Source organism: Myxococcus sp. CA039A, assembly GCF_013336645.1.
In the GTDB taxonomy this organism is placed as follows: domain Bacteria; phylum Myxococcota; class Myxococcia; order Myxococcales; family Myxococcaceae; genus Myxococcus; species Myxococcus llanfairpwllgwyngyllgogerychwyrndrobwllllantysiliogogogochensis.
The window spans coordinates 1-23491 of sequence record NZ_JABUMQ010000170.1; the positions used below are offsets into that span (position 1 = coordinate 1).

Here is a 23491-nt window from a genome sequence, read left to right on the forward strand (position 1 = left end):
CCCGAGACCCGCCCCCCGGCGGTGAGGTGGGCGGGTCTCGGGCGCCTCGGCTCGTCCTCGGGGTGGAGTCCTCCCGGAGCGTCGGGAGGTGGGATACGCTGTCGGCCGCGTCCAAGGCTCCACCGGACGCCGAGGTGGCCCCCATGAGCGCATCCCCCCTCTTTGGTGACCTGCTGCTCAAGCTGGGTATCGTCACGCCCGTGCAGGTGCAGGAAGCCCTGGCCCTCCAGGCGCTCACTGGCCAGCGCGTGGGCGAGGCGCTCATCTCCCTCGGCTACGTCACCCGGGAGCAGATTCAGGACGCGCTGGGAGAGGCGTTGGGTCTGCACCACGACAAGGGGCCCTCGCAGCCCGCCCTGGGCGAGCTGCTGGTGGGGCTCAAGTACGTGACGCTCGCGCAGCTCGAGGAAGCGCTCGCCCGTCAGCGCCGCGACGGGCGCAAGCTGGGCGAAATCCTCGTGGAGCTGGGGCACTGCACGTACAAGCAAATCTACGAGGCGCTCGGCCTGCAGAACCGCATCGCGGGCCGGCAGGAGAATCCGCGGCCCTTCATCGACGGGCGCCGCCGCGTCGTCGTCGTGGACGACAGCCCGCTGGCGTGTGCCTTCGTGCAGGAGGGCTTGGTCGCCCTGGGCTACGAGGTCCTCTGCTTCCAGGACCCGTTCGAGGGGCTGGAGGGCATGAGCCGGCTTCAGCCCGCCATCGTCCTGAGCGATTTGGAGATGCCGGGCCTGGATGGCGTGGAGCTGTGCCGCCGACTCAAGGAGGGCCCCACGCGGGGCCTGCCCGTCATCATCCTCACCGCGAATGACCGCGAGGCGGAGCGTGTGCGCGGCCTGCGCGCGGGCGCGGACGACTACGTCAACAAGTCCGCGTCCATGGATGAGCTGGCGGCGCGCATCGAGAGCGTGGTGCGCCGCACCGGTGAGACGGAGCGGATGCGCAAGCTGTTCGCTCGCTACACGTCCGCGGCGGTGGTGGACGAAATCCTCAAGAGCGCGGACGCGGTGGTGCTCACCGGCGAGAAGCGCGAAGTGACGGTGTTGTTCGCGGACATCCGCAACTTCACCGGGCTGGCGGAGAGCCTCCCTCCCGAGCAGGTCGTCGGAGTGCTCAACCAGGTGCTGGGCCGGCTGTCCGACGCGGTGCTCACGTGCGGGGGCACGCTGGACAAGTTCCTCGGCGACGGGCTGATGGCGGTGTTCGGCGCCCCGGTGGCGCGCACGGACGACGCGCTGCGCGCGCTCCAGTGCGCGAAGATGATGATGGACGCGATGACGGACCTGCGCGTGGAGGCGGAGGCCGAGTGGGCCGCCAACGGCCGCGAGGGCCACCCGCTGGTGCTGGAGCTGGGCGTGGGCATCAACTCGGGCGTCGTCGTCGCCGGCAACATCGGCAGCACCGTGCGCTCCGAGTACACCTGCATCGGCGACGCGGTGAATGTGGCCGCGCGGCTGTGCGCGCTCGCCGGCCCCGGGGAAATCCTCGTGGGCGAGCGCACCCGGGAGCTGGTGGACGCCAACGAGACGGCCTTCGAGGACCTGCCCCCTGTCCGCCTGAAGGGTAAGCAGCAGCCGGTGCCGCTATTCCGCGCGCTTTAGGCCCGCGTGAAGTCTTCCGCACCCCAGGCCCCCTCTGGCGGTAGGGTGGGGGGCATGAATCCGTCCGCTGACGACCGCCCTCCGCCCTCCCGTCGCTCACCCGTGCTGTGGGTGGGGCTGGTGTTCGCCCTCGCCCTCATCTGCGCGGTGCTGGTGGGGGCGCTGACGCGCTCGAAGGCGGTGTACGCGGAGCGGATCCACCAGGACATCGGCGTGCTGGAGGACGCGCTGTCGCGCTTCCACGCGGACGGCAACGAGCTGCCGGAAGAAGCGGACCTGGAGCCCCTGCTGGTGCCCAAGTACCTGCCCGCGCTGCCGCTGGACCCGTGGGGTCGGCACTACCGGTACACCAGCAACGGCACCCAGGTGTTCATCGCGACGTTCGGCAAGAGCGACGACCGGGGCGGCAGCCGCGAGGAGCAGGACCACACCAACCACGACGGACACCCCCGGCCGGAGCCGGTGAAGTAGCCGTCCTGACGTGCGGCCGTGTGCCTTCGGGCCCGGCGACCGGTGGGCCTCCGGGCGGGCTGTCATGACGGAGGGGCCCCCCGCCTGGCGGCGTCGTGCGCATCTGTCCTGGAGGGGATGGACGTCCAGGCCATCCCCGCGAGGAGGGCGGCCATGGCCATCGTCTGTGCGAGCCCGCTGATGGCGCGGGAGTCCCGGGAAGTGGAGGTCGCCGCGGCCCTGGCGGCCCGGCTGGGAGAGCCGCTCCTGCTCGTGGGCGTCATCGACGGCGAGCCGCTGACGGAGGCCACGCGCCTGGAGGCCCAGCGGCACCTGGAGGCGCAGGCGGAGCGATTGGAGCTCCCCCCGGGCCGGGTGAGTTGCCGGGTGCGCTCGGACACGGACGCGGTGCTCGCGGACGAGGAGTGCCGCCACTCGCGCTGGGTGGTGGCCGCGGCGGAGGGCTGGCGCACGTCGGCCTGGAGGCGCGCGTCGCTGCCGGAGCGGCTGGCGCGACGTGGCTGCGGCCCGGTGCTGTCGGTGCGCCGCGCGGACGCGCTGGTGGACTGGCTGCGAGGACGGCGGCGCCTGCTCGTCGTGGTGGGCGTGGATCCACTGTCCCCCACCGCCGACGCCGCCGTGGCTTTCCTGCGCGAGCTGCGCCGGGTGGGGCCGTGCGACGTGCTGGCCACCTACGTGTGCTCGCCGCTGGAGGAGCGCGACCGGTTGGGCATCCACACCCCCGTCCACGTGGACCTGCTGGAGCCCCAGGCGCGGGACATGGAGGCGTTGGACCCGGCGGTGGAGACGGTGCTGCTGCGCGAGGTGCGTGAGCAGGTGGGGGACTTGCTGGGAGAGGGCGGCGTGGAGGTGGTGCTGGAGCCGGGCTTCGGCAGGCCGGCGGACCACCTGCTGCACGTGGCGCTCTCTCGCGGCGCGGACCTCGTCGTGGTGGGCATGCGCGCGCGCGGCGCGGTGAAGCGGCTGTGGCACGGCTCGGTGTCGGCCGGGGTGCTGCGCAACGCGGAGCAGGCCGTGGTGTGCGTGCCGGACGTGCTGCGCGAGCCCCGGCATGCGCTGCCGCCGCGCAGCGTGCTGGTGCCGGTGGACTTCTCCGACGCGTCCGAGCGCGCCATCGCCCAGGCCCGCTCCCTGGTGGGGCCGGGCGGCCGGGTGCACCTGCTGCACGTGCACCGCAAGCGCCTGGGCGAGACGGGGGGCTTCATGGACCACTACGGCGTGCTGCCGGAGCCTCCTCGCGAGCGCGAGGTGATGCTGCGACGGCTGTGGGAGCTGGTGCCTCGCGACGAGGGCGCCCAGGCGCTGCGCTGGAGCGTGGAGGGCGTGACGGGCGAGGACATCGCGCAGGCCATCTGCCAGGCCACCGAGCGCGAGGGCGTGGACCTGGTCTGCCTGGGGACGTCGGGGGAGCCCTCGCGGGAGCCGGACGCGCTGCCCGGCGCGGTGGCTCGGGAGCTGGTGGCGCGCTGCCGCCGGCCCGTCATGGTGGTGCCCGGCACGTGACACGTTTGAGACAGCAGTCACTCAGGTACACATGAAAGGGTTTTCAGGTGGGTCGCTTCGAGCCCCACCTGTCAGGACACGTGGCCCGTTGAACGGGAGACCCGATGGGGCGCTAGAATCCCCGCACCACGCATCACAGCAGGGGGTTTGCCGGTGACGCTCAGTGGTTACCGAGAAGAAGAGCTCGTCTGCAATCGTGCCTCGCTCATCATCCATGGCGGCACGGAGGAGGAGCGCCGCAGCTGGGCCCAGGAGGCCGCGCGCAACTTCGACGTGGAGCTCGTGGAGGTGCGACAGGCCACGGACCTGGCCGCGGCGCTTCGCCAGCGCAACGGCGTGTTGTTCATCCCCGATGCCGCCAAGCTCGGGCGCGACGCGCAGGGGCTCATCCTGCGCTGCCTGCAGATGCAGGAGGAGCGGCCCAAGGTCGTGGTGGGGGTGTCGGGCGCGGCGGACGCGGCGCTCTCTCGAGGCACGCTGCGGGAGGATCTACACTACCGCCTGCACCAGGCGCAGGTGGACCTGCAGAAGGACGGCATGCGGGAGCTGCTGCGGCGGCGCTGGGCGCTCCAGTCGGAGCAGCTCGCGCTGAAGGCCGCCGCCGCGAAGGCCGTCGCGGAGTCGGAGCGCGAGGCCGCGGAGGCCCGTCGCCCCGGCTCGGTGACGCGCACGCTCCCCAAGGCGCGCAAGCCGGTCTCCAGCTCGCGCAAGCCGGCGTCCCGCAACCTGTCGCCTCGCTGAAGGGCGCGAGTGCGCGCTTCTCGCGCGAGGGGCCTTTGTCCCCTCGCGCCGTCGTCAGTCGAGGCGCGAGGGCCCGTCGGCGCCCGGCCCACTCGAAGACGCGAGGAGACCCCATGTCGCTGGAGCTCATCCGAGGAGACATCACCCGAGTCGACGCGGACGCCATCGTCAACGCGGCCAACAGCTCACTGTTGGGCGGCGGAGGCGTGGATGGCGCCATCCACCGCGCGGCCGGTCCGGAGCTGGTGGCCGAGTGCCGGCTCCTGCACGGCTGCCCCACCGGACAGGCGAAGGTGACGCGGGGCTACCGCCTGCCCGCCCGACACGTCATCCACACCGTCGGCCCCGTCTGGCGCGGCGGCACCCATGGCGAAGAGGCCACGCTGGCCCGGTGCTACAAGAGCGTCTTCGCCCGGGTGTCGGAGCTGGGGCTGCGCTCGGTGGCCTTCCCCTCCATCTCCACGGGCATCTACGGCTTTCCCATCGAGAAGGCCGCTCCCGTGGCCCTCCGGGAAATCCAGGCCGCCCTGGCCCGACTGTCACATCTTGAGAAGGTGACAGTGGTGCTCTTCTCGGAGGCGGACCTGGAGACGTATCAGCGCGCGCTCGAGGGGCTCCAGGGGGCCCCGGGGGGCGAGAATGTGTGAACGAGGAAAACTGGGCTAGAGTTTCGCCCACGTCCTTTCTTCGTCGGAGCATCACATGTCTCAGGAGAATGCTTCCCCCAAGCCCAAGCGCGGGCTCAAGCGGCCCATCGAGGTGGTTCGCGCCGAGCTGATGAGCGACGCGGACACCAAGAAGATCGCCGCGGCCGTGAACATGAAGCTCGAGGACTACGTGGAGCTGGTCCTCAAGTACGCGCAGGACAAGGACCTCGACCCGGAGCTGAACATCGTCCCCGACGAGGAGCTGAAGAAGAACGGCATCACCCCGCTGACGTCCGACGAGGCCGCGGACCTCCTCATCCGAGGGATGAAGGGCGAGCTGCCCGGGTCGGCTCCGGACTTCGACAACTCCAAGTTCGAGCAGAAGGCCGCGGGCGGGAAGCCCTCGCTGGGCGCGCCGGACGCTCCGTTGCCGCCGTCGACGCCGTCGGCCCCCTCCACGGGGACCCAGGACGCCGCGGCGCGGCAGGCGATGTTGGATCAGATCAAGCGGGGCGGTGGCGGCCGGGCCTGAGGTCCGGCCCCCTGGGCTGGAAAGCGGAAGAAAATCCGACGGAAATTCTGGCGGAAACTATTCAGCCGCTCTGTCGAGAATCACTGTGAGTCTTCTCTCTCCCAAACTTCCGCGTCCCCCGCGAACTCTGAGGTGTCACCATGGGCCTGTTCAATCTGAATCCCGCGAAGCTGTTCAAGGACGTCCTCAAGGGCATTGGCTCCGCGGCGGAGAAGGTCGGCGGCCTCGCCGGTGGCATCGCGAAGTTTGGTGAGAAGCTGCTGGGCTTCCTGAAGAAGCCGGCCTCGGAAATCATCGAGCCCATCACCAACAAGATCAGCGAGCAGATCAACAAGATCCCCTACGTGGGCAAGTTCCTGGCCCCGGTGGTGGACGGCCTGCTGAAGCAGGGCGTGACGTCGCTGGTCGGCGAGGGCCCCATCGGCGGCATCGGCGCGCTGGCGAAGGCCACCTCGAAGATCGAGGACGTGACCAAGGTCGCCGAGCAGGTTCGCGCTGGCGCCGAGAAGGTGGGCGCGTGGACGGACAACGTCCTCGGCCAGCAGAACGTGCAGAACATCATCGCGCAGCGCCACGCCTCCTTCATCGAGTAAGGCCTCGCGCCCCTGGCGCGAAGATGTGGCAAGCCCGAGGGCCGGTCCTCCGCGAGAGCGGGGCCGGCCCTTCGGCTTTGCGGGGTACGGGAGGCTGGGTGTCTCCCGGCGAGAGGGATGAGCACCAAGGGCTGGTCTTCCGCGAGAGCGGGGTTGGCCCTTCGGCTTTTGCGGGTACGGGAGGCTGGGTGCCCCCTGGCGAGATGAATGAGCACCGAGGGCTGGCCTTCCGCGAGAGTGGGGTCGGCCCTCCGGCTTTGCGGGGTACGGAGGTTGGGTGTCCCCTGGCGAGATGAATGAGCACCGAGGGCTGGCCTTCCGTGAGAGCGGGGCCGGCCCTTCGGCTTTGCGGGGGACGGGAGGACTCGTGTCCCCAAGCGACGAGGTGGGCACGGAGGGCTGGTCCTCCGTGAAGGCGGGGTTGGCCCTTTGGCTTTGCACAGGAGGTTGGCCCCCCTACCAGCCAGGATGAATGGGCATCGGGGCTGGTCTTCCGCGAGAGCGGGGTCGGCCCTTCGGCTTGCCCAGGCACGTGTGGCTGGAGCGGTGGTTCTCGTCGGAGCGACAGGTGAGGGGGGCTGAGGCCTGGCTTCTCACAGGGCCAGGGCTTCAACAGGCCCTGCCCGGGACGGGCTTCCGTTCTGGAAGGTTCGGGCCAGGGCTGGCGACGATGGAGTGAGTCCGCCTCTGCGCGGCTCTACCCTTCATGGAAGGAGGCCACATTTCAGCCGCTTGGAGCGAGCCAGGCTCAGTGGATGCTCCTCGTTACGGCGAAGCAGTCCCTCAGTTCGCGTGGTCGGGCACCAAACCTGGGTGAATGGATACCCAGTTGTGATCCTCGCCCCTGAGGCAAAATCCACACTGGCAGTATGGATTCTTGAGGGCTTTTTTCTCGGCTTCTAAGGCAGTGGATCACGCCCGTGCGAAGCGGTGTGGCGCTGCCGCGAGAAGTTCCTGGGAAGGGGTGTGGCGCGCCCTGTGGATCATCCCGGCCCGGGTTTCGGTGCGGGTCAGCCCTCTTCGCGGGCGAGGCGCTTCACGTCGCGCAGGAGCCGGTCGGTCGAGTCGCTGTCGGCGCTGTCGTAGTAGCCGCGAATCTCTCCGCGCGAGTCGACGAGGACGAAGTGCGTACCGTGGAAGATGGAGAGCAGGTCGTCCTCGGCGGCGCCGGCCTCACGGCCCATGCTGACCTTGAAGCCCTGGACGATGGTGTCCTTGAGCACGTCGTAGTCGCCGGTGAGGAAGCTCCAGCGGGCGAAGTTGGCGCCATGGAGCTGGCCGTATTCGGCGAGGCGCTCGGGCGTGTCGTACTTCGGGTCGACGGAGAAGGAGACGAGCTGGAGGTTCGGGCCGAAGGAGTCGGTGCTCGTCTGCACCTGCGCCATCTTCCGGGTGAAGGCCGGGCACACGGTGGGGCAGCGGGTGAAGATGAAGTTGGCGATGAAGGGGTGGCCCTTGAGCTGGGCGTTGCCGAAGGGCTTGCCGTCCTGGCGGGTGAAGGTGAAGTCCGGCAGGGCGCCCAGCTGGGGCAGGGGTTCGTTGCCCGCGCGCATCAGGTTGACGGCGGCGACCGAGGCGAGTCCCAGGGCGACAACGGCGAGGCCGGCCCAGAAGCCGGGGCGTTGCGTGAGACGGGCCGGGGGGAGCGCGAGAGGGGAGTCGGCGGACATGGCCCGGACCTAACGAAAGGACTGGGAGGGCACAAGCGCGTCGGAGGGACAGGGGTCAACCTGCCTACTCGCGAGGTGTAGTCGGCAGCAGGCCGCCCCGAGGGCAGGCGGGCCCGGGGAACGCGGACGGGGCCGTGGCTTGAGGCCTCAGGGGCAGCGTGCTAGCCGGGAGAGCGGTGATGACTGGCGAGAGCGCTCCACTCCGAGTCGACGAGCCGCGTCCCATCTTCCGGGGCGAGGGATGACGGGGCGCATGGCACGCGACGCCGCCGTGTCCTGCCATCCTGAGCGAGAAATGGATGGGCGCATGTCACTCGATGGCGCCGCCTCCCACGTTTCGGAGCGAGGGGCGGATGGGCGCATGTCACTCAATGGCGCCGCGTCCTGCCGTCCGGAGCGAGAAATGGATGGGCGCATGTCACTCGATGGCGCTGCGTCCCACGTTCCGGAGCGAGGGACGGATGGGCGCAAGCTCCTCGACGACGCCGTGTCCCTCCTTCCGAGCCGAGAGCTTCGAGCGCGCATGTATCCAGTCGGAGCAGCCGCAGCGATTCCCATAGAGAGCTCCACCTCGGGGCGACGAGGCGCATCCGTTCTTTCATCGCGAGCGATGCGCGTGAGCGAATCAGTCGAACTCCCCATCCAGGCGCCAGGCACTGTGTTCCGCTGCCCTGCGGGAACGATGCGCGGGACCTTGTCGCTCGCCGGGCTCCTCCTGGCCCTCATGCCCCTGGACGTGCTCGCCTGTGCGACGTGCTCCCTGCGCGAGCCCGAGTCCGCGGTGCGCTCCGCGCTCCTGGTCGTGGGGTTGATGCTCACGCCCTTCCTGGTGGTGGGCGTGGGGCTATGGGCGGTGCGGCGCGCGGGCCGGGAGGATGGCGCGTGAGCACGTCCGTCGAGGAGAAATCCCAGCCATCGTTGGACACGCCCACGAGCGCGAGGACGCTGGCGCTCCCCGAGGACGCGAGTGTCGACGGGCATCGCATCGACGCGCTGCTGGGTTGGAGTCATCGCTTCGAGGCGGGCATGGCCGCCCTCGCGCTCGGGTGGATGGTGGTGGCGGTGTGGCGCTTCCGAGGCTCGAAGCGAGCAGCCTCGGACGGAGGCACGAAGCGCTCCCGCGCGTGGGTGCTCGGCCTGGCGCTGAGCACGTTCCTGGTGGTGGACGGAGCGCTGCTGGTGGGCTCGGAGGGCTATCTGCGGGACGTGCTGTGGAACCTCGACGTCCCCGCGAAGGACCCGCGCACGGTGCGGATTGAAATCAACGCCCACCAGTGGTCCTGGGAGGCGCGCTACGCGGGCGAAGATGGCCGCTTCAACACACCGGACGACGTGGTGACGTGGAACGACCTGCGCGTGCCAGCGGGAGTCCCTGTCTGGGTGCAACTCGTCTCCACGGATGTGGTGCACGGCTTCTCGCTGCCGAACTTCCGCGTGAAGCTGGATGCGATTCCGGGGCGCGTGAATCAGACCTGGTTCCGTGCCGCGCGCGAGGGTGCCTGGGAAGTGGCCTGCTATCAGCACTGCGGCACCAGTCACTACCGCATGCGCGGCGAGCTGCGAGCCCTGTCCGCGGAGGCCTATGCCGCATGGCTGCGCGAAGCGGGAAGGCAGGCCGTGCAGGCGTACGACGTGGATGACAGCGCGGCCCACTGGGGCTGGGAGTGGAAGGCGCCGTGAGTCTTCTCTCGCTCGACCACAAGGACGTGGCGCGGCGCTACCTGTGGAGCGGGCTGGGCTTCCTGTTGCTCGGAGGACTGCTGGCGCTGGCCATCCGCTGGCAGTGGGCCTGGCCGGGGCGCCCGGTGCCTGGGCTCGCGTGGGCACTGCCCGAGTCCCACGGCGCGTTGACGCCTCCCACGTACACGGCCGTCTTCACGATGCACGGCCTGGTGATGATCTTCTTCGCGGTGACGCCGCTGCTCTTCGGCGCACTGGGGCACTTCGTGTTGCCGCTGGCCATCGGTGCACGGGGGCTCGCCTTCCCGCGACTCTCGGCGCTGGGCTACTGGGTGTACGCGCTCGGGGGCGTGTTGGTGCTGGCCTCGTTCGCGGTGCGGCTCGGGCCGGCGAGCGCTGGCTGGACGGCGTACCCACCGCTGTCGACGTCGGCCTTCACGCCCGGATTGGGGCAGACGCTGGTGACGGTGGCGGTGTTGTGCGCGGGGACTTCGGCCTTCACGTACGGCTTGAACTTCGTCGTCACGGTGGCGCGGTGCCGAGCGCCGGGGATGACGTGGGGACGACTGCCCCTGACGGTGTGGGGACTGTTCTTCGCCTCGGTGTTGAACGTGGTGTTCGTGCCGGTGCTGGCCGCTGCAACAGTGTTGCTGTTGATGGACCGATTGCTGGGCACGCAGTTCTTCATCGCGGGCGCGGCGGCGGTGGGCGGTGGTGGAGACCCGGTGGTGTATCAGCACCTCTTCTGGCTGTTCGGCCATCCGGAGGTCTACATCCTCATCCTGCCCGCGTGGGGCATGGTGGGGGACCTGGTGGCGTTCTTCAGTCGCAAGCCCGCGCATGGCTATCGACTGACGGCGGGGGCCATGGGGACGGTGTCCGCGCTGAGTGGACTCGTCTACGCGCACCACCTCTTCACCAGTGGCATGTCTCCATTGCTGGGCCGCACGTTCATGGTGCTGACGCTGCTCATCTCCCTGCCGGCGGAGGTGATGTTCCTCAACTGGCTGATGACGCTGTGGCGAGGCAGCGTGCGGCTGACGTCGCCGATGCTCGCGGCGCTGGCGACGATGGTGGTGTTCGGACTGGGCGGAATCACGGGGCTCGCGCTGGGCGCGGTGGCCACGGACGTGCCGTTGCACGGGACGCTGTGGGTGGTGGGGCACTTCCACCTGACGATGGGAGCCGCGAGCTTCCTGGGCCTGTTCGCGGGTCTCTACTTCTGGTTCCCGAAGATGTTCGGCCGCGCGCTGCACGAGGGACTCGCGAAGGTGCACGTGCTGTCGAGCGCGGTGCTGTTCCTCGGCGTGTTCGGCGGGCAGCTCGCGGCGGGCTACGCGGGGCAACTGCGGCGGCTGTATGACCCGTACCAGTACACGTACCTGAAGCACCTGTTGCCGCTGAACCAGTGGACGACGGTGTGCGCGTTCCTGCTGGGCGCCGCGCAGGGGGTGTTCGTGGTGAACCTGGTGTGGACGTTGCGTCGAGGGCGAGCCGCGGAAGCGAACCCGTGGCAGGTGGGAACGCTCGAGTGGACGTGTGCATCGAGCCCGCCCGGCGAAGGCAACTTCACCCAAGTCCCCGTGGTGCTGCGCGGGCCGCATGCGCTGTCGCAGCCGGAGGTGCTGGAGCAACTGGGGCGCGACTGGATTGGACAGGCGGAAGTCCTGCCAGGTGTGGCCCGAGAGGGTGCGGGTGAAGAAGCACTCGCCACGGTGTCCACCGTGGGGAGTGTGACATGAGCGAGCGCGGACGGAGTCCAGCCGAGCACCTGTCGAACCCTGCACGAGCCCCCAGGTGCGCGACATGAGCGCGGAGAGCAAGCCGGCGGTGGATGAGCCCCGCTCCTCCGAGTCGGAGACGCGCGCCGATGCCACTCCGCCCTCGATGTCTCAACCTCTCGGCATGACGCCGCTGACTGCCGCGAGCGACGCCCGCACGGAGAACGCGAACGCGGAGGGCACAGCGTGGCTCGGCACGGTGCTGGGGCTCGCCGCGTGGACGATGTTCTTCGCCTCGCTCGCCTTCGCGGTGGGCTGGTATCGGATGCGCGAACCGTGGCCCACGCTCCCCGTGTCCCTGTTGGGACTGAGTCTCACGGGGCTCCTGCTGTTCGTGGGGAGCGCCGTGCTCCACCTGGGCCTCCGTCGGCGCGAGTCACCGTGGCCCGCGAGGTGTGCCCTGCTCCTGGGGCTGGGCTTCCTCGCGCTCCAGGCGATGTGGACGCATCAGGCCTGGTGGACCGAGCACGTGCGCATCCCCGAGGGCGGAGTCTCCGCATCCGCGTTCCACGGGCTTACGGCGCTGCATGCGCTGCATGTGCTCGTGGTGACTTTCAATCTCTTCCTCGTCTGCTGGCGCCACACGCGCGGCGCGGACGTGCGAGCCTCCTTGCGACGTCACGTGCTGGGCTGGCACTTCGTGACGGCGATGTGGGTGCTCCTCTTCGTGGCGGTGTACCTCCCATGACTCCTCGCGGAACGTTCCGTGTGAACACCCTTCGCGCCCTGACGGTGTTGTTGCCGCTCGTGCTCACGGGCTGTCGCTCGAAGAGTGCCCCCAGCTTCGAGCCCCTGAAGCTCGCGGACGGCCGAGTCATCCCGGCGGAGACGCTCACTCGCGGGCACTCGGTGTACACGTACTACTGCGCGTCCTGTCACGGAGAACTCGGTGACGGACAAGGGCCCGCGGGGCGTGGGATGAGGCCCGTGCCTCGCAGCTTCCGTCAGGGCCTCTTCAAGTTCGGCGGCGTCGCGGTTGGCGAGCTGCCCACGGACGATGCGCTGAAGCGCACGCTGCGTCGCGGCCTGCACGGCACGCCGATGTTCGCGTGGGACGTGCCCGACGCGGACCTGGACGCGGTGCTGCAATACGTGAAGACCTTCAGCCCGCGCTGGAAGGAAGAAGTCCCCGGCAAGCCCCTGGCCGTGTCGACCGACCCGTGGCGGGGCCGAGACGCGGAGGCCATCGAGCGAGGCCGGGTCGCCTACCACGTCTCGGGCGCGGGGAACGCGGGCTGCTCGAGCTGCCATGTCGCGTACCTTCCCCGCTCGGAGCTGGCCGCGCTGCTGAAGAAGGCGCTGGGCCGCGACGTGGACCTGTCCAAGATGGACCCTTACACCGCCCTGGCCCGGGAGTCGGACCACCCGGTGGCGGTGGACGCGAAGGGCGAGCCCACGAAGACGGAGAAGGTGCTGCCTCCAGACTTCCTCTTCCAGCCGCTGCGCACGGTGTGGCCGGTGGGAGACACGGTGGACGGCTCCACGTACACGGCCGAGCGCCAGCGCGAGGACCTCTACCGCGTCATCTCCTCGGGCGTGGGCGGCGCGGCGATGCCCACGTGGAAGGGCGCCATCCCCGAGGAGAACCTGTGGGCGCTCGCGTACTACGTGCAGACGCTCGTCGTGCTGCGCGACACGGACGCGGCCGATGAGCTCAAGACCCGACTGCGAAGCTCGGCTCAGTGAGTCGTTCCCGAAGGTGCACGGGCGTCACGTGTGCATCCTCCGTGGGGACGCGAGCGAGCCGGATGAGCTTCAGTCGGGACAACAGCCGCATCACCTGCCACGTGGGGTCCAGCTCGAAGCGTCGCGCGGCGAAGTCAGGGCTCGCGGGTCGGGCATGGTGGTTGTTCTGGAACAGCTCGCCCATGCACACCACGTCCATGGGCAGCGTGTTGCGTGACGCGTCCCGGCTCGCGAAGTTGCGATAGCCGTAGCGGTGTCCGCACCAGTTGACGATGGCGCCGTGCACCGGCCCCATCACGAAGTGCGCGGGCAGGAGCGCCCAGTGCCACCGTCGCGTGGCGAAGCGCCGATAGAACAGCGTGTAGAGCGCGCCGAAGCCCAGTCGCGCGGGCCAGCTGTTGAAGACCTTCTCGAGCGCGGGCCACTCGGGATAGCCCCCGAGGAAGCGAGCCTCCGGCTGGATGCGCCCGGTGAGCAGGCCCGCGTAGCGCTGGGCCGTCCGGAACATCATCCGCAGCGGATTCTTCTGGTGCGCGGGCGAGTGGGGGTCCTTCTCGGTGTCCGCGTAGGCGTGGTGCTCGCGGTGGAGGATGGCGTAGGCGCGCGGGTCCAGATAGCTGGAGCCCTGCACCAGCGCGGTGCAGAGGTGGAGGGCGCGCTCGGTGCGAGGCCGCATCGTGTACATGCGATGCGCGGCGTAGCGGTGCTGGAAGAGGCTCTGGAAGAGCACGCTCAGCGTCCAGTGTGACGCGAAGAATAGGTAGACCATGTAGGGTCAACCTCGGGTCGTGTCACTCCCCTGTCAGACCTGTCCCGAAACAGACATTGAGGGTTCATTCCCGCGCGAAGTCGGGTGGCTGGACAGTGGCTCGGTTGGCGCCACCCTCATTCGTCCATACGTCCTGGTCCGGCAGGTGGTAACGCCAGTGGGAGAGCGTGCTCGCGGGAGTCGAGCGTGACGTCATCTTCGCATCGCCAAAATCCAGCAGACGCAACAGATTCTCCTGAGGACTGATGCAGTAGGAGAACCACAGCCCGCCGAGCAGCAGGTGGTGGTGTCCAGCGTTCAGTCCTCCGATGTCGCTCCGGGTCGGTCCGCCGTCGTTGGAGTCGTGTGTCATCGGAGCCTGCTCCGCGAGGGTGACCAGATGCAGGGCGACAGTCATGCGGACCTCGTTCGGCAGCCGCCAGTACGCAGGATGGAGGTGGGCGGGAATATCGACGATGTACGAGCGCATGGCGGGACCTCGGCGGCCCACCGCGCGCTTCGCGGGGAAGGTCAGCTTGAAGGGATGGGGATGGACATGTTGAAGGTAGGCATTGAAGAGGCAAGGTGCGCGCTCCGCTCGTCCTGGAGTCGTGGGGCTCGCTCGTGGAGCAGGGCACACGGCCTCTCACCGTGCGCTCGTCTCGAGGTACGTCGAGCAAGACTCGGGGATGCTCACACCGGTAGGCAGGAAGCCGACGGCCCGCCTTCCTCCCCACTCACTCCCCCAAGGCGAGCCAGCGGGCACATCTCCTGGGAGATGAGAGGTGGTGTGGCATGCATGCTTCGAAACGACGGGGACTCATCATGAGGCGCGTCGCGGATATCATTCGCGAGCACCAGGACGACATCGTCCGCCTGTGGACCGCGAAGGCGACCCGTGCCGCTTCCGCCCGTGGGCTGGATGAGCCCGAGCTCAAGAACATCATGCCGACCTACCTGGCCTCGCTTTCCAGCGGCGAGCCGTTGGGCTCCCCCACCGCGACCCGACGAAAACACGTGGAGAGCCACGTGGCCGCGCGGCTTCGCCAGGGGTTCCACGTGGCGGAGGTCGTCGAGGAGTTCGCGCTCCTGGGGCGGTGCATCTCCATGATGTGGGCCACGGCTCCGCGAGAAGAGCGGCCGGATGTCGCGGAAGTCGAGCAGCTCTTCAGCGAGCTGCATGGCGCCTCGGCGGCCGTCATCGAACTCTTCAGCGAGCACCTGCAGGACGACGAGCAGACGGAGAAGCGCTACCTGCGGCTCATCCAGAAGGTGGCCAGCGAGGCGCTCGAGGTGGAGGCGGCCTCGTTGCGAGAGCGCCTGACGGAAGTCCTCGAGCTGGTGATGGAGGCCCTGGGTGCCCAGGGTGCGCTGCTGCTCCTGAACGAGACGGAGCAACGCAAACTCATCATGGTGGCCTCCGCGGGAGTCGCGAAGGAGGCCCTGGCGAGATACGTCCCCGCGCTGGAAGCCATGCCTCTCGCCGCGCAGGTCTCCGAGTCGGTGGACGACCCGGGCCTCTCCCCGGAGGACGCCGAGGCCACCACGCTCGAGGTGAACGAAGACCTTCGTCGGAGCGATGTCCAGGCGCTGCTCGGGCTTCGGCTGGCCACGCATCATGCCCTGATAGGCGTCATGTGCGTCGGCATCTCGACGGCTCGCGACTTCACGGCCCGGGAGCGACGACGGCTCGAGTCGCTGGGAGAGCAACTGACGGTCCACCTGGACAACGCGAAGCTCTACTCGGACCTGCGCGCGAAGGTGGCGGCGCTCCAGTCCGAGCGTGAGCTGCGAGAGCGCTTCGTCTCCGTCCTGGCTCACGACCTGCGGGGGCCGCTGTCCGCGGCGAGGGTCGGCGCACAGCTCATCCTCCGGCGCCCGGAGATGCTGGATGAGCGGCGGGAGCTGGCCCGGCGCATCGACCAGAACATCGCGCGTACGGACCGGATGGTGACGGACCTGCTCGACGCGAACCGCATCCGAGCGGGCCAGCGCATCGCGCTCCAGCTTTCGCCTTGCGACCTGGATGGCATCGCTCGCGAGGTCATCGAGGAGCTGAGCACCGCTCATGGCGAGCGCTTCCTGCTCGAGGCGACGGAGCAGGTCCGGGGCAACTGGAACGCGGACGAGCTGCGCCGAGCCCTCTGGAACCTGGCCACCAACGCGGTGAAGTATGGCGCGTCCGACGCACCCGTCACCCTCACCGTCTCGAGGACCGAGCAGGGCGCGCGCGCCTCCGTCCACAACGTGGGCCGGATGATTCCTCGCGCCGAACAGGAGCAGCTCTTCAAGCCCTTCTCGCGCACGCGCTCCGCGCAAGCGGGGCTCGCGAAAGGTTGGGGGCTGGGGCTGACCCTGGTGTGGGGCTGTGCCCAGGCCCACGGCGGCAAGGTCATCGTCGAGAGCGAGGATGCCGCCGGGACGACCTTCTCCCTGGAGCTGCCGCCGGACTCGGCGCCCTACCAACCCCGGGCGTGACGCGGGCGGACGGCTCGCAAGGGCACGTCCGCCTCGGGAGATTCCGCGTCCGCGACTCGCGATGCCCCGTGTTGGAGTACGCGTCCGCGCGTCTCGGAGCACGGGGTTGGTGTGTCGGATGCAGTGGGGCCGGCGGTTCCTTCCGGAGAGAACCCCATGTCCCGAATCGACGCCTCAGGCGGCACGTCCCTTCCCCTCGACACCCTCGCCGACGCGGTCCCCACGCCGTCACTCCCACGCACGCCGACCGCGCAAGCTCGCAACGAGGTGAGCGCCTACGATGGCCCCTCCAGTCGAGCGTCCCCCCGAGGCGCGGAGCCGTCGCCTGGAGTCGCGGGCCCGACGGTGTCGGCCGGAGCGCTGGCGGCCCTGGGCGGAAGGCTGCGCGCCCCCAGCGCGGAGGTCCCCTCGGATGTCTCGTCGGAACTCCAGGCGCGGCTGACGCGCGGCCTCGGGGACTGGGCCGTCAGCGACACCGATGTGAAGACGGTGCACACGTTGCTCGGACAGCTCCCGCCCGCGGCGTACCGGGCGACGCTGGACTGGATGGAGCGTGAGGGGCTCCTGAAGACGTTCCTCACGGAGCAGGACCCTGGCGCCCGCGAGTCCTTCCTGAAGCAGGCCGAGGCGAAGGGGGTCCTCCAGCGACTCGCGGGAGAGCCCGCGTCGGGGCCCTTGGGCTACCCGGGCAAGCCGGAGTTGCTCCGCAATGACGCCGCGTTGCCGGAGTCCCTCAGGCACGCCGTGAGCGAGCACGCCGTCGCGGCGGGGAGGGCGTTCCACGCGGCCCACGCGGCGTACCTGGGGCGCTACGCGCAGGCGGTGGAGGACGCGCCGGGCCTGCCCGAGCTGCGCAAGCTCGGGGCGCCTCGGGACGCGCGACTGCCCGACTCGGTGCTGGGCCTGGACCGGAGGGACCCCGAGAGGGAGGCGTATGCGAAGCAGTGGCGGCTGGCGGTAGGCGCGCCGACCTCCACCAACTGGGTCTATCAGGCCATCAATGCCCGCCAGCGAGAGCTCCTCGGAGAGCGCACGGGTGGCACCCTCGCGCTGAAGGGCAAGGCGGAGCTGACCCAGGGAAACCTCAAGCTGGGGGGCGAGGCGCAGGTCGACTCGCGCGGCAAGGTGGACCTGAAGGGCTTGAGCGGGGTGGAGCTGAAGGGCGGGCCGGTGGGCCTGAAGGTCACGCAGGACACGAAGGGCGGATTCCAGTCGGAGATGAAGCTCGATTTGGGGCTCGTCAAGGTGAGCCAGGTCTCGGACGGAGAGCTGAAGGTCTCGCTCGGCGTGGGCAAGCTCGCCGGGAGCTACACGACGCTCAACCTGAAGGAAGCGCGGTTCGGAGGGGGTGTCTTCGCCCAGGTGGAGGAGGCGGGGAACAAGGCGGAAGTGCGGCTGGGCTTCGACATGAAGGGGCTGACGGCCCAGCGCGCGAAGGAGGCCGTGGACCGCCAGCACGTGGGCCTCTTCGACGAGCCTCCAGAGCTGGGACGGGGCCAGTCCTGGGACGCGCTGCCGGAGTCGAAGCGCGAGCGCTATGTCCGTAACGGCTGGAACCGCGAGGAGTGGACGCGTGCCCAGGGCGCGTGAGCGGCAGGTGCGGCCGGCCACCCCGGCGCCCGCCCGCCGGGCAAGGGAGGAGGCTGGAAGCAGGGCACCTCGGACGCCGCATGCGCACCCTTTTTTGCGGAAGTCCCCCATTCAATTCGAGTGAGGCAGCGGATGGCGACGGAGCGAGCGGAGCGGTTCGTGGAGGCACTGTCGAGACTGGAGGAGAGCGGCGACCTGGAGGGCCTCATCGAGCTCTTCAGCGACGATGCGCGCGTGAGCAACGTGGCCTCGTCGCGGGTCTTCTCCGGCAAGGAGGGCGCGCGTCAGTTCTGGCGCGAGTACAAGGGCACGCTGCGCCAGGTGAAGTCCACCTTCCGCAACATGATTGAGGCCGGCGACAGGGTGGCGCTCGAATGGGAGTCCCAGGGCACCGCGCACAACGGCGCGGCCGTGGCCTACGAGGGCGTCTCCATCCTCGAATGGGACGGAGAGCACATCCGCCGCTTCTACGCGTACTACGACCCGCACGCCCTGGGCACGGAGCTGGCGCACGAAACCGCGCGACGCTCGGAGGTCCCCGCCACCACGCCGGCATGATTCCGTCAGGCTGACTCGGGCGTCCGGGGCAGCTCCACCGTGACGGTGGTGCCCAGCCCCGGCGAGCTCTCCAGGTGGATGTGCCCGCCATGGGCCTCCACCACCTGCCGGGAGAACCACAGCCCCAGGCCGAAGCCGCCGTAGTGCCGCAGCGGCACCGCGCGGCCGAAGCGCTGGAAGAGGTGCGCGAGCTGCTCGGCCGGAATGCCGATGCCCCTGTCCCGCACCACCAGCCGCGCCAGGTCTCCGGGGATGCAGGACACCTCCACCTCCACGGGCCGCCCCAGGCCGTACTTCAGGGCGTTGGACAGCAGGTGCGTCACCATTCCATCCACGCGGGAGTGGTCCCACCGCCCGGGGACGGCGTTGGAGGCGTGCAGGAAGAGGGAGGCACCCGCCCGCTCGCGCTCCTCGGTGAAGCGCGCCATCACCTCGCGGCACACGTCCACCAGGTCCACCGGCTCTGGCGTGAGGTGCAGGCGGCCCTCGGACAGGTGGGCCACCTCCAGCAGCTCGCGCACCAGCCGCCCCAGCCGGTCCACCTGCTGCACGGCCGACGTGGTGCGCTCGCGCACGTCCCCGTCCGAGGACATCCGCCGCAGTCGCGAGAGCTGGAGCTTGAGGGCCGTCAGCGGCGTGTTCAGCTCGTGGCTGGCGATGGCGAGGAACTCGTCGCGCAACTGCAGCGCCTGCTGCGTCTGGTGGAAGAGGTGCGCGTTCTGCACGGCGGCGCTGGCGCGGCGGGCCAGCTCCACCGCGAGCGCCAGGTCCTCCTCGGTGTGGTGGCGGCCGGACAGACAGTGGCCCAGGGTCAGCGCGCCCAGCACGCCCTCGGGCGTCTCCAGGGGCACGGACAGCCAGGAGGTGGGGGAGAGGGCGCGCAGCAGGGACAGCTGCTCGGGGCCGCACGCGGTGGCCTCCACCCAGGCCGCGTCGATGTCGGGGTGGAAGGCGGGAAGGCCGCTGGCGAGCGCGCAGATGGGCGTGCCCGGGCGCTCGGGCGGGTGCCAGCGGCTGGCGGCGAGCAGGCCCGCGCACTCCGGCGTGGCGGCGTGGAAGGTGCGGCGCACCTCGTGGTCCGGCCCGAGCACGTCGATGATGCAGAAGTCGCCCAGCGTCGGCACCAGTCCCAGGGCCACGCCGCGCAGGGTGTGGCCCAGGTCCAACGAGGTGGCGAGCACCGCGGTGGCGTGCTGGAGCAGCCCCACGCGCTCCACCTGACCGCGCTCGGCCGCGAGCAGCCGGGCCCGCTCCAGGGCCATGGTGGCCTGCTGCGCCAGCATGTCGATGAAGGCGCGCTCCTCCGTGTCGAAGTCGTGCGCGCGTCCCCAGATGAAGGCCAGACAGCCCACCGTCCTGTCCCTGGAGAAGAGCGGGAGGCAGGCGATGGACACGTCACCACTCTCGGGGCGGGCGGCCTCGGCGGCCTCCGGGAAGCGCACGGCCATGGAGGTCAGGTCCGTTATCCACAGCGGGGCCCGGTCTCGCACGGCCACGGCCACCGGGACGTGGGGGGCGCCCACGGGGACGTGGGTGAAGGCGGCCTCCACCGCGGGGGGGCAGCGCACGCTGTGGACCATCTCCAGGGACGTGCCCGCCGCGTTCAATAGATACAACCCCCCGGTCTGCGCCTCCAGGGTGCGCACGGCCTCCACGACGACGGCGCGGGCGACGTCCTCGGGGGTGAGGGCGGCGGAGAGGGCCAGCGTGAGGGACTGGAGGCTGCGCATGCGCGCGCGCGCGAGTTCGGCGCTGGCACGGGCCCGGCGGCTTTCTGCCAGCAAATCCCCCCCCGGACCCTGTCCTTCGTCGGGTGGTGGCAAGCGGAGGCTGATGGACGAATGCTTCTCCATGCGCGCTGCCCGACGGCGCAGGTGACGCCGCGAGCTCCGTGCACTGAAACGCATCCCAGGCCGGATTTCCGGCCCCGGCGGGATGAGTGTCCTGCGGCAGTCAGTCCTCCGCGCGGCCAGTGAACACACCAGCCGCCGGCTTCCGACCCCGAGCCCGGAGGAAGGTGGCTGTCGGACAGACGGCCCCGCCCCTCAAGCGGCTTCCGCTACGCGGAGTGTGGCGCTACCGTCCCGCCTGGACCTTGGAGTCACTCCTCCGAGGTCATCACTGGCACGGAGGTTTCGTTCGGGTCTCCCAAGCAGGCTGTCTCCGGTCGCCTCCGCCTTCTGGCATCGCGTCCACGAAACCCCTGGCCGGTCCCTGTTGCGGCGACTTTGCAATCGGTTCCGGGTTCTTCGTGAGTCACGTCGGCATGATGGAAGCAGGACGCCCGGCACACCCTGAAGCCCCGTCCGCCTCGGCCACCTGCCACGCGCCCTCACGGATACCCACTGATGAACCGTTTCGCCGCCGTCCTCGTCATCCTGTCCTTGTTGTCCACCACCACCGCTCGCGCCCAACAGAAGTCGCCGCCACCCAAGGACGCACCCAAGACGGAAGCGCCCGCCGAACAGCAGCCCGCGGCGGAGGACCCTTCGCTGGACTTCGACCTGCTGGAGCCTGACGAGCTGGCGGGCGCGGCCAAGGTGGACCCGGAGCTGCAAGCGCGCCTCGACCGCCGCCGCACCATGCTCAAGCTGCACCAGGGGCTGGGGTTCGCGCTGGCCGCGGGGCTCGTCACCACGACGGTGCTTGGCCAGCTCCAGTTCAACGACTCGTTCCGCGGTGGCGGTGATGACCGCAACCTGCTGGGTCTGCACCGCGGGTTCGCCGTGGGCACCTCCGTCGTCTTCGCCTCCGTGGGCCTCTTGGGCCTGTTGGCTCCCAAGCCCCTGGAGAAGGAGGAGTTCCAGTGGGACACCATCACCTTCCACAAAATCTTCATGTCCATCGCGACGGCGGCGATGGTGGCGCAAATCATCCTCGGCATCATGGCGACGGACCGGTATGGGCGGCTGTCGGAGACGGACCTCGCCACCGCGCACCAGGTCGTTGGCTTCACCACCCTGGGCGCGGTGTCGGCCGGTATCTTCACGCTGTTCTTCTGAATCTTTTCGCCCGCGTGCCGTTGGGCATCGGGTGGGCTGACATTGATTTTCTGGAGATGGACATGACTGTTCGACGACTGGCGCTGCTCACCACCCTGCTTGTCTCCCTGCCTGCCCTGGCCCAGGGCACGGCGAAGGCGTATGCGCTGAAGAAGGACGCCAGCACCCTCACGTACCGACTCAATCACCCGGCGCACAAAGTCGTCGGCACGGCGAAGCCCATCGCCGGCAAGGCGAACCTGAAAGCGGACGGCACGCTGCAGGTGATGGTGGTCGCCAACGTGAAGGACTTCGACTCGGAGAACCAGAACCGCGACATCCACATGCAGGAAGTGACGGAGGTGGCCAAGTACCCCACCGTCGAGTTCAAGGGCGCGGCCACGGGGGTGACGGTGCCCACGACGTTCCCGACGAAGGTGCCGGTGACGCTCAAGGGGCAGCTCGACTTCCACGGGGTGAAGCAGAAGGTGGAGGTGCCGGTGACGGTGCTGTTCAAGTCGGCCACGGAGGTGACGACGGATGGCTCGTTCACCGTCAGCCTGGAGTCCTACAAGATTGAGCGTCCCTCGCTGCTGATGGTGAAGGTGGACGACGAGCTCGTGCTGGAGCCCAAGCTGGTGTTCGAGGTGGAGAGCAAGTGAGCACGTCGCGACGAGGTTTCTTGAAGGGCATCCTCGGCACGGGCGCGGCGGGTGCGGCGGCGACGGCGCTGCCGGGCTGCGCGCCGGACATCGACCCCGCGCCGGTGACGGACGTGTCGGCCAGTGACGCGGGCACGGTGGACCTGTTGGTGTCGCGCTATCCGGACCTGGAGCGCGTGGGCGGGGCCATCACCGTGCGCGTGGCGGGCGAGGACACGCCGCTGCTCGTGACGCACGCGGCGCGGGACGACTACTCCGTGTTGTCGTCGCTCTGCACGCACGCGGCCTGCCCGCTGGGGTTCGACGGCCGGGAGGTCGTCTGCCCGTGCCATTTGTCGAAGTTCAATCCGGCGGATGGCTCGGTGACGCAGCGGCCGGCCACGGTGGGGCTGCGCAAGTTCGCCTCGCGGTACAACGCGGGGACGCAGGTGCTGAGCATCGACCTGCGCGCCGGGGAAGATGGCTTCCCGTCGGCGGTGGGCGGCGAGGTGCGCCTGCCTTTCGCCGAGTTCCCCACCCTGCGGGACAACGGCAGCGTGGTGGAGGGCGTCCCGGGCGGCTACGGCAAGCGCATCTTCGTCTTCCGGCTGGCGGACGGCTCGCTGTCCGCGGTGGACGGGCTGTGTACGCACCAGGCCTGTGAGGTGACCTCGCGGCCGGCGGAGCAGGACCTCATCTGCTTCTGCCACAACTCCATCTTCACGGCGAAGGGCGAGGTGACGCAGGGCCCCGCGGTGCTGCCGTTGAAGAAGTTCACCGTGACGGAGACCCCAGACGCGGTGGTGGTGACGGGCGTGCAGTGACGCTCGGTGGGCGACCTTCTCTCTGTCGGTGAGAGGGTTTGCACCGGAGGGCCTCGCGGGTTTCCACGAGTGTGGGGACTCACGAGGCCCTTGACGTTTTCGCGCGCGCCGAGAGCGAGTGGGGCCTCTTGTACCCCATGGACAAATCGAGCATGGATCTCCCGGGAAAATGGAATCCATGCCGACCAACCGGTTTTGTCCGAGGCTGTCCTGGCGAAGTGGGGCCTGGGTGTGGGGCTTGTGGCTCGGGCTTCTGGTTCTGCCATTGCGTGCGAGGGCGGAGATCTCCCCCGACGTGCGGCGCTACCTGCTGTCCATCAACCGGCTCATCGAGGACCTGGCGTATGAGCGGGCGCTGGAGCAGATCGCTCGCGCGAAGAAGGTGTCGAAGGGCCCCGAGGACGACGTGGCGGTGTCTCTCTACGAGGGAGTCACGCTGGCGGAGCTGAGTCAGGGGCGGCAGGAGGAGGCGGACGCGGCCTTTCAGGCGGCCCTCTTCCTGAATCCAGACGCGAAGCTGCCGCTGACGGTGTCGCCGAAGCTGCGCAAGCGCTTCGAGGCGGTGCGGCAGAAGGTGTTGAAGGAGCTGGCGTCGCGCGGTGAGCGCCCGGACGCGTTGAAGATGGACGTCCCTGAGTCCCCGCAGCCGGTGGTGCGCGCTCCCGTGGTGTCTGCCGCACCGGTGGCGGAGGTGGCCACGGAGGGCTCCTCGCTGCGAGAGCGGGCGTGGATGCCGGCCGTCGTGGGTGGGGTGTTGGCGGTGGGG

At 69.6% G+C, this 23491-nt stretch carries 22 protein-coding genes and 1 pseudogene; 19 read left to right on the forward strand and 4 right to left on the reverse strand.

Annotation, left to right across the window (positions count from 1 at the left end):
* The first annotated feature begins 143 nt into the window (after positions 1–143).
* The 7 genes from HR086_RS26520 (at position 144) to HR086_RS26550 (ending at position 6088) form a co-directional block, all read left to right on the forward strand.
* Entirely contained in the window at positions 144–1601 is a 1458-nt protein-coding gene (locus HR086_RS26520) for an adenylate/guanylate cyclase domain-containing protein (protein WP_141646630.1), read from the forward strand.
* Positions 1602–1655: 54 nt separating this feature from the next.
* Positions 1656–2072: a type II secretion system protein GspG gene (locus HR086_RS26525; protein ID WP_141646631.1), complete on the forward strand. Its 417-nt coding sequence runs from the start codon at positions 1656–1658 to the stop codon at positions 2070–2072.
* Between the two features lie 153 nt (positions 2073–2225).
* Positions 2226–3575 carry a universal stress protein gene (locus HR086_RS26530; RefSeq protein ID WP_174467020.1) on the forward strand — a complete coding sequence of 450 codons (1350 nt, stop codon included), beginning with the start codon at positions 2226–2228 and terminating at the stop codon, positions 3573–3575.
* 153 nt (positions 3576–3728) lie between these two features.
* Entirely contained in the window at positions 3729–4316 is a 588-nt protein-coding gene (locus HR086_RS26535; RefSeq protein WP_141646633.1) for a Fis family transcriptional regulator, read from the forward strand.
* A 113-nt stretch (positions 4317–4429) separates the two neighbouring features.
* Positions 4430–4963: an O-acetyl-ADP-ribose deacetylase gene (locus HR086_RS26540; protein WP_174456179.1), complete on the forward strand. Its 534-nt coding sequence runs from the start codon at positions 4430–4432 to the stop codon at positions 4961–4963.
* A gap of 55 nt (positions 4964–5018) precedes the next feature.
* Entirely contained in the window at positions 5019–5495 is a 477-nt protein-coding gene (locus tag HR086_RS26545; RefSeq protein WP_141646635.1) for a hypothetical protein, read from the forward strand.
* Between the two features lie 140 nt (positions 5496–5635).
* Positions 5636–6088 carry a hypothetical protein gene (locus HR086_RS26550; RefSeq protein ID WP_141646636.1) on the forward strand — a complete coding sequence of 151 codons (453 nt, stop codon included), beginning with the start codon at positions 5636–5638 and terminating at the stop codon, positions 6086–6088.
* A gap of 1010 nt (positions 6089–7098) precedes the next feature.
* On the opposite strand, the gene HR086_RS26555 is transcribed toward HR086_RS26550, so the two are convergent.
* Positions 7099–7758, reverse strand: coding sequence for an SCO family protein (locus tag HR086_RS26555; RefSeq protein WP_174456180.1), 660 nt, complete (start codon positions 7756–7758; stop codon positions 7099–7101).
* A gap of 616 nt (positions 7759–8374) precedes the next feature.
* Here HR086_RS26555 and HR086_RS26560 point away from each other — a divergent pair.
* From HR086_RS26560 to HR086_RS26580, 5 genes are all read left to right on the forward strand, one after another.
* On the forward strand, positions 8375–8644 hold the full coding sequence (locus HR086_RS26560) for a hypothetical protein (RefSeq protein ID WP_174467021.1): 270 nt from the start codon (positions 8375–8377) through the stop codon (positions 8642–8644).
* Positions 8641–9438 (forward strand): cytochrome c oxidase subunit II, encoded by a 798-nt coding sequence (locus HR086_RS26565; protein ID WP_371823616.1) that lies wholly within the window; start codon positions 8641–8643, stop codon positions 9436–9438. The genes HR086_RS26560 and HR086_RS26565 overlap by 4 nt, the downstream gene beginning before the upstream one ends.
* Positions 9435–11180 (forward strand): cbb3-type cytochrome c oxidase subunit I, encoded by a 1746-nt coding sequence (locus HR086_RS26570; RefSeq protein ID WP_174467022.1) that lies wholly within the window; start codon positions 9435–9437, stop codon positions 11178–11180. Before HR086_RS26565 ends, HR086_RS26570 begins: the two co-directional genes overlap by 4 nt.
* A 64-nt stretch (positions 11181–11244) precedes the next feature.
* Positions 11245–11907, forward strand: a complete 663-nt coding sequence (locus HR086_RS26575; protein WP_174467023.1) for a cytochrome c oxidase subunit 3 — start codon at positions 11245–11247, stop codon at positions 11905–11907.
* Positions 11904–12905 carry a cytochrome c gene (locus tag HR086_RS26580; RefSeq protein ID WP_217440947.1) on the forward strand — a complete coding sequence of 334 codons (1002 nt, stop codon included), beginning with the start codon at positions 11904–11906 and terminating at the stop codon, positions 12903–12905. The genes HR086_RS26575 and HR086_RS26580 overlap by 4 nt, the downstream gene beginning before the upstream one ends.
* On the opposite strand, the gene HR086_RS26585 is transcribed toward HR086_RS26580, so the two are convergent.
* The gene (locus HR086_RS26585; RefSeq protein ID WP_174464271.1) at positions 12874–13674 is read right to left on the reverse strand and encodes an acyl-CoA desaturase; all 801 of its coding nucleotides are present in this window, start codon (positions 13672–13674) and stop codon (positions 12874–12876) included. The two genes, HR086_RS26580 and HR086_RS26585, sit on opposite strands and share 32 nt — an antisense overlap.
* Positions 13675–13738: 64 nt before the next feature.
* Complete coding sequence (locus HR086_RS26590) at positions 13739–14143, reverse strand: hypothetical protein (protein ID WP_174467024.1); 405 nt, start codon at positions 14141–14143, stop codon at positions 13739–13741.
* Positions 14144–14478: 335 nt separating this feature from the next.
* On the opposite strand from HR086_RS26590, the gene HR086_RS26595 reads away from it, so the two are divergent.
* The 3 genes from HR086_RS26595 (at position 14479) to HR086_RS26605 (ending at position 18279) form a co-directional block, all read left to right on the forward strand.
* A complete protein-coding gene (locus HR086_RS26595; protein WP_174467025.1) occupies positions 14479–16131 on the forward strand; it encodes a HAMP domain-containing sensor histidine kinase in 1653 nt (550 codons plus the stop codon).
* A gap of 156 nt (positions 16132–16287) precedes the next feature.
* Entirely contained in the window at positions 16288–17721 is a 1434-nt protein-coding gene (locus tag HR086_RS26600) for a hypothetical protein (RefSeq protein WP_174467026.1), read from the forward strand.
* A 132-nt stretch (positions 17722–17853) separates the two neighbouring features.
* Positions 17854–18279 carry a nuclear transport factor 2 family protein gene (locus HR086_RS26605; RefSeq protein WP_174467027.1) on the forward strand — a complete coding sequence of 142 codons (426 nt, stop codon included), beginning with the start codon at positions 17854–17856 and terminating at the stop codon, positions 18277–18279.
* Positions 18280–18284: 5 nt separating this feature from the next.
* On the opposite strand, the gene HR086_RS26610 is transcribed toward HR086_RS26605, so the two are convergent.
* On the reverse strand, positions 18285–20132 hold the full coding sequence (locus HR086_RS26610; RefSeq protein WP_174467028.1) for a GAF domain-containing sensor histidine kinase: 1848 nt from the start codon (positions 20130–20132) through the stop codon (positions 18285–18287).
* A gap of 495 nt (positions 20133–20627) precedes the next feature.
* Between HR086_RS26610 and HR086_RS26615 the strand changes: the two genes are divergently transcribed.
* The 4 genes and pseudogenes from HR086_RS26615 to HR086_RS26630 form a co-directional block, all read left to right on the forward strand.
* The gene (locus HR086_RS26615) at positions 20628–21281 is read left to right on the forward strand and encodes a hypothetical protein (RefSeq protein ID WP_246137581.1); all 654 of its coding nucleotides are present in this window, start codon (positions 20628–20630) and stop codon (positions 21279–21281) included.
* A gap of 62 nt (positions 21282–21343) precedes the next feature.
* Positions 21344–21922 (forward strand): YceI family protein, encoded by a 579-nt coding sequence (locus tag HR086_RS26620; protein WP_174464275.1) that lies wholly within the window; start codon positions 21344–21346, stop codon positions 21920–21922.
* The gene (locus HR086_RS26625; RefSeq protein ID WP_141646649.1) at positions 21919–22725 is read left to right on the forward strand and encodes a Rieske 2Fe-2S domain-containing protein; all 807 of its coding nucleotides are present in this window, start codon (positions 21919–21921) and stop codon (positions 22723–22725) included. Before HR086_RS26620 ends, HR086_RS26625 begins: the two co-directional genes overlap by 4 nt.
* A 295-nt stretch (positions 22726–23020) precedes the next feature.
* Positions 23021–23491, forward strand: a pseudogene (locus tag HR086_RS26630) (hypothetical protein); the annotation flags it as partial.

Excerpts from the sequence above, each read along its gene's own strand:
- HR086_RS26575 (WP_174467023.1), top strand. The coding sequence starts at position 11,245 with ATGAGCGCGGAGAGCAAGCCGGCGGTGGATGAGCCCCGCTCCTCCGAG.
- HR086_RS26610 (WP_174467028.1), bottom strand. The coding sequence starts at position 20,132 with ATGGAGAAGCATTCGTCCATCAGCCTCCGCTTGCCACCACCCGACGAA.
- HR086_RS26540 (WP_174456179.1), top strand. The coding sequence starts at position 4,430 with ATGTCGCTGGAGCTCATCCGAGGAGACATCACCCGAGTCGACGCGGAC.
- HR086_RS26620 (WP_174464275.1), top strand. The coding sequence starts at position 21,344 with ATGACTGTTCGACGACTGGCGCTGCTCACCACCCTGCTTGTCTCCCTG.
- HR086_RS26545 (WP_141646635.1), top strand. The coding sequence starts at position 5,019 with ATGTCTCAGGAGAATGCTTCCCCCAAGCCCAAGCGCGGGCTCAAGCGG.
- HR086_RS26550 (WP_141646636.1), top strand. The coding sequence starts at position 5,636 with ATGGGCCTGTTCAATCTGAATCCCGCGAAGCTGTTCAAGGACGTCCTC.
- HR086_RS26555 (WP_174456180.1), bottom strand. The coding sequence starts at position 7,758 with ATGTCCGCCGACTCCCCTCTCGCGCTCCCCCCGGCCCGTCTCACGCAA.
- HR086_RS26590 (WP_174467024.1), bottom strand. The coding sequence starts at position 14,143 with ATGCGCTCGTACATCGTCGATATTCCCGCCCACCTCCATCCTGCGTAC.
- HR086_RS26600 (WP_174467026.1), top strand. The coding sequence starts at position 16,288 with ATGTCCCGAATCGACGCCTCAGGCGGCACGTCCCTTCCCCTCGACACC.
- HR086_RS26585 (WP_174464271.1), bottom strand. The coding sequence starts at position 13,674 with ATGGTCTACCTATTCTTCGCGTCACACTGGACGCTGAGCGTGCTCTTC.
- HR086_RS26580 (WP_217440947.1), top strand. The coding sequence starts at position 11,904 with ATGACTCCTCGCGGAACGTTCCGTGTGAACACCCTTCGCGCCCTGACG.
- HR086_RS26605 (WP_174467027.1), top strand. The coding sequence starts at position 17,854 with ATGGCGACGGAGCGAGCGGAGCGGTTCGTGGAGGCACTGTCGAGACTG.
- HR086_RS26525 (WP_141646631.1), top strand. The coding sequence starts at position 1,656 with ATGAATCCGTCCGCTGACGACCGCCCTCCGCCCTCCCGTCGCTCACCC.
- HR086_RS26595 (WP_174467025.1), top strand. The coding sequence starts at position 14,479 with ATGAGGCGCGTCGCGGATATCATTCGCGAGCACCAGGACGACATCGTC.
- HR086_RS26615 (WP_246137581.1), top strand. The coding sequence starts at position 20,628 with ATGAACCGTTTCGCCGCCGTCCTCGTCATCCTGTCCTTGTTGTCCACC.
- HR086_RS26530 (WP_174467020.1), top strand. The coding sequence starts at position 2,226 with ATGGCCATCGTCTGTGCGAGCCCGCTGATGGCGCGGGAGTCCCGGGAA.
- HR086_RS26520 (WP_141646630.1), top strand. The coding sequence starts at position 144 with ATGAGCGCATCCCCCCTCTTTGGTGACCTGCTGCTCAAGCTGGGTATC.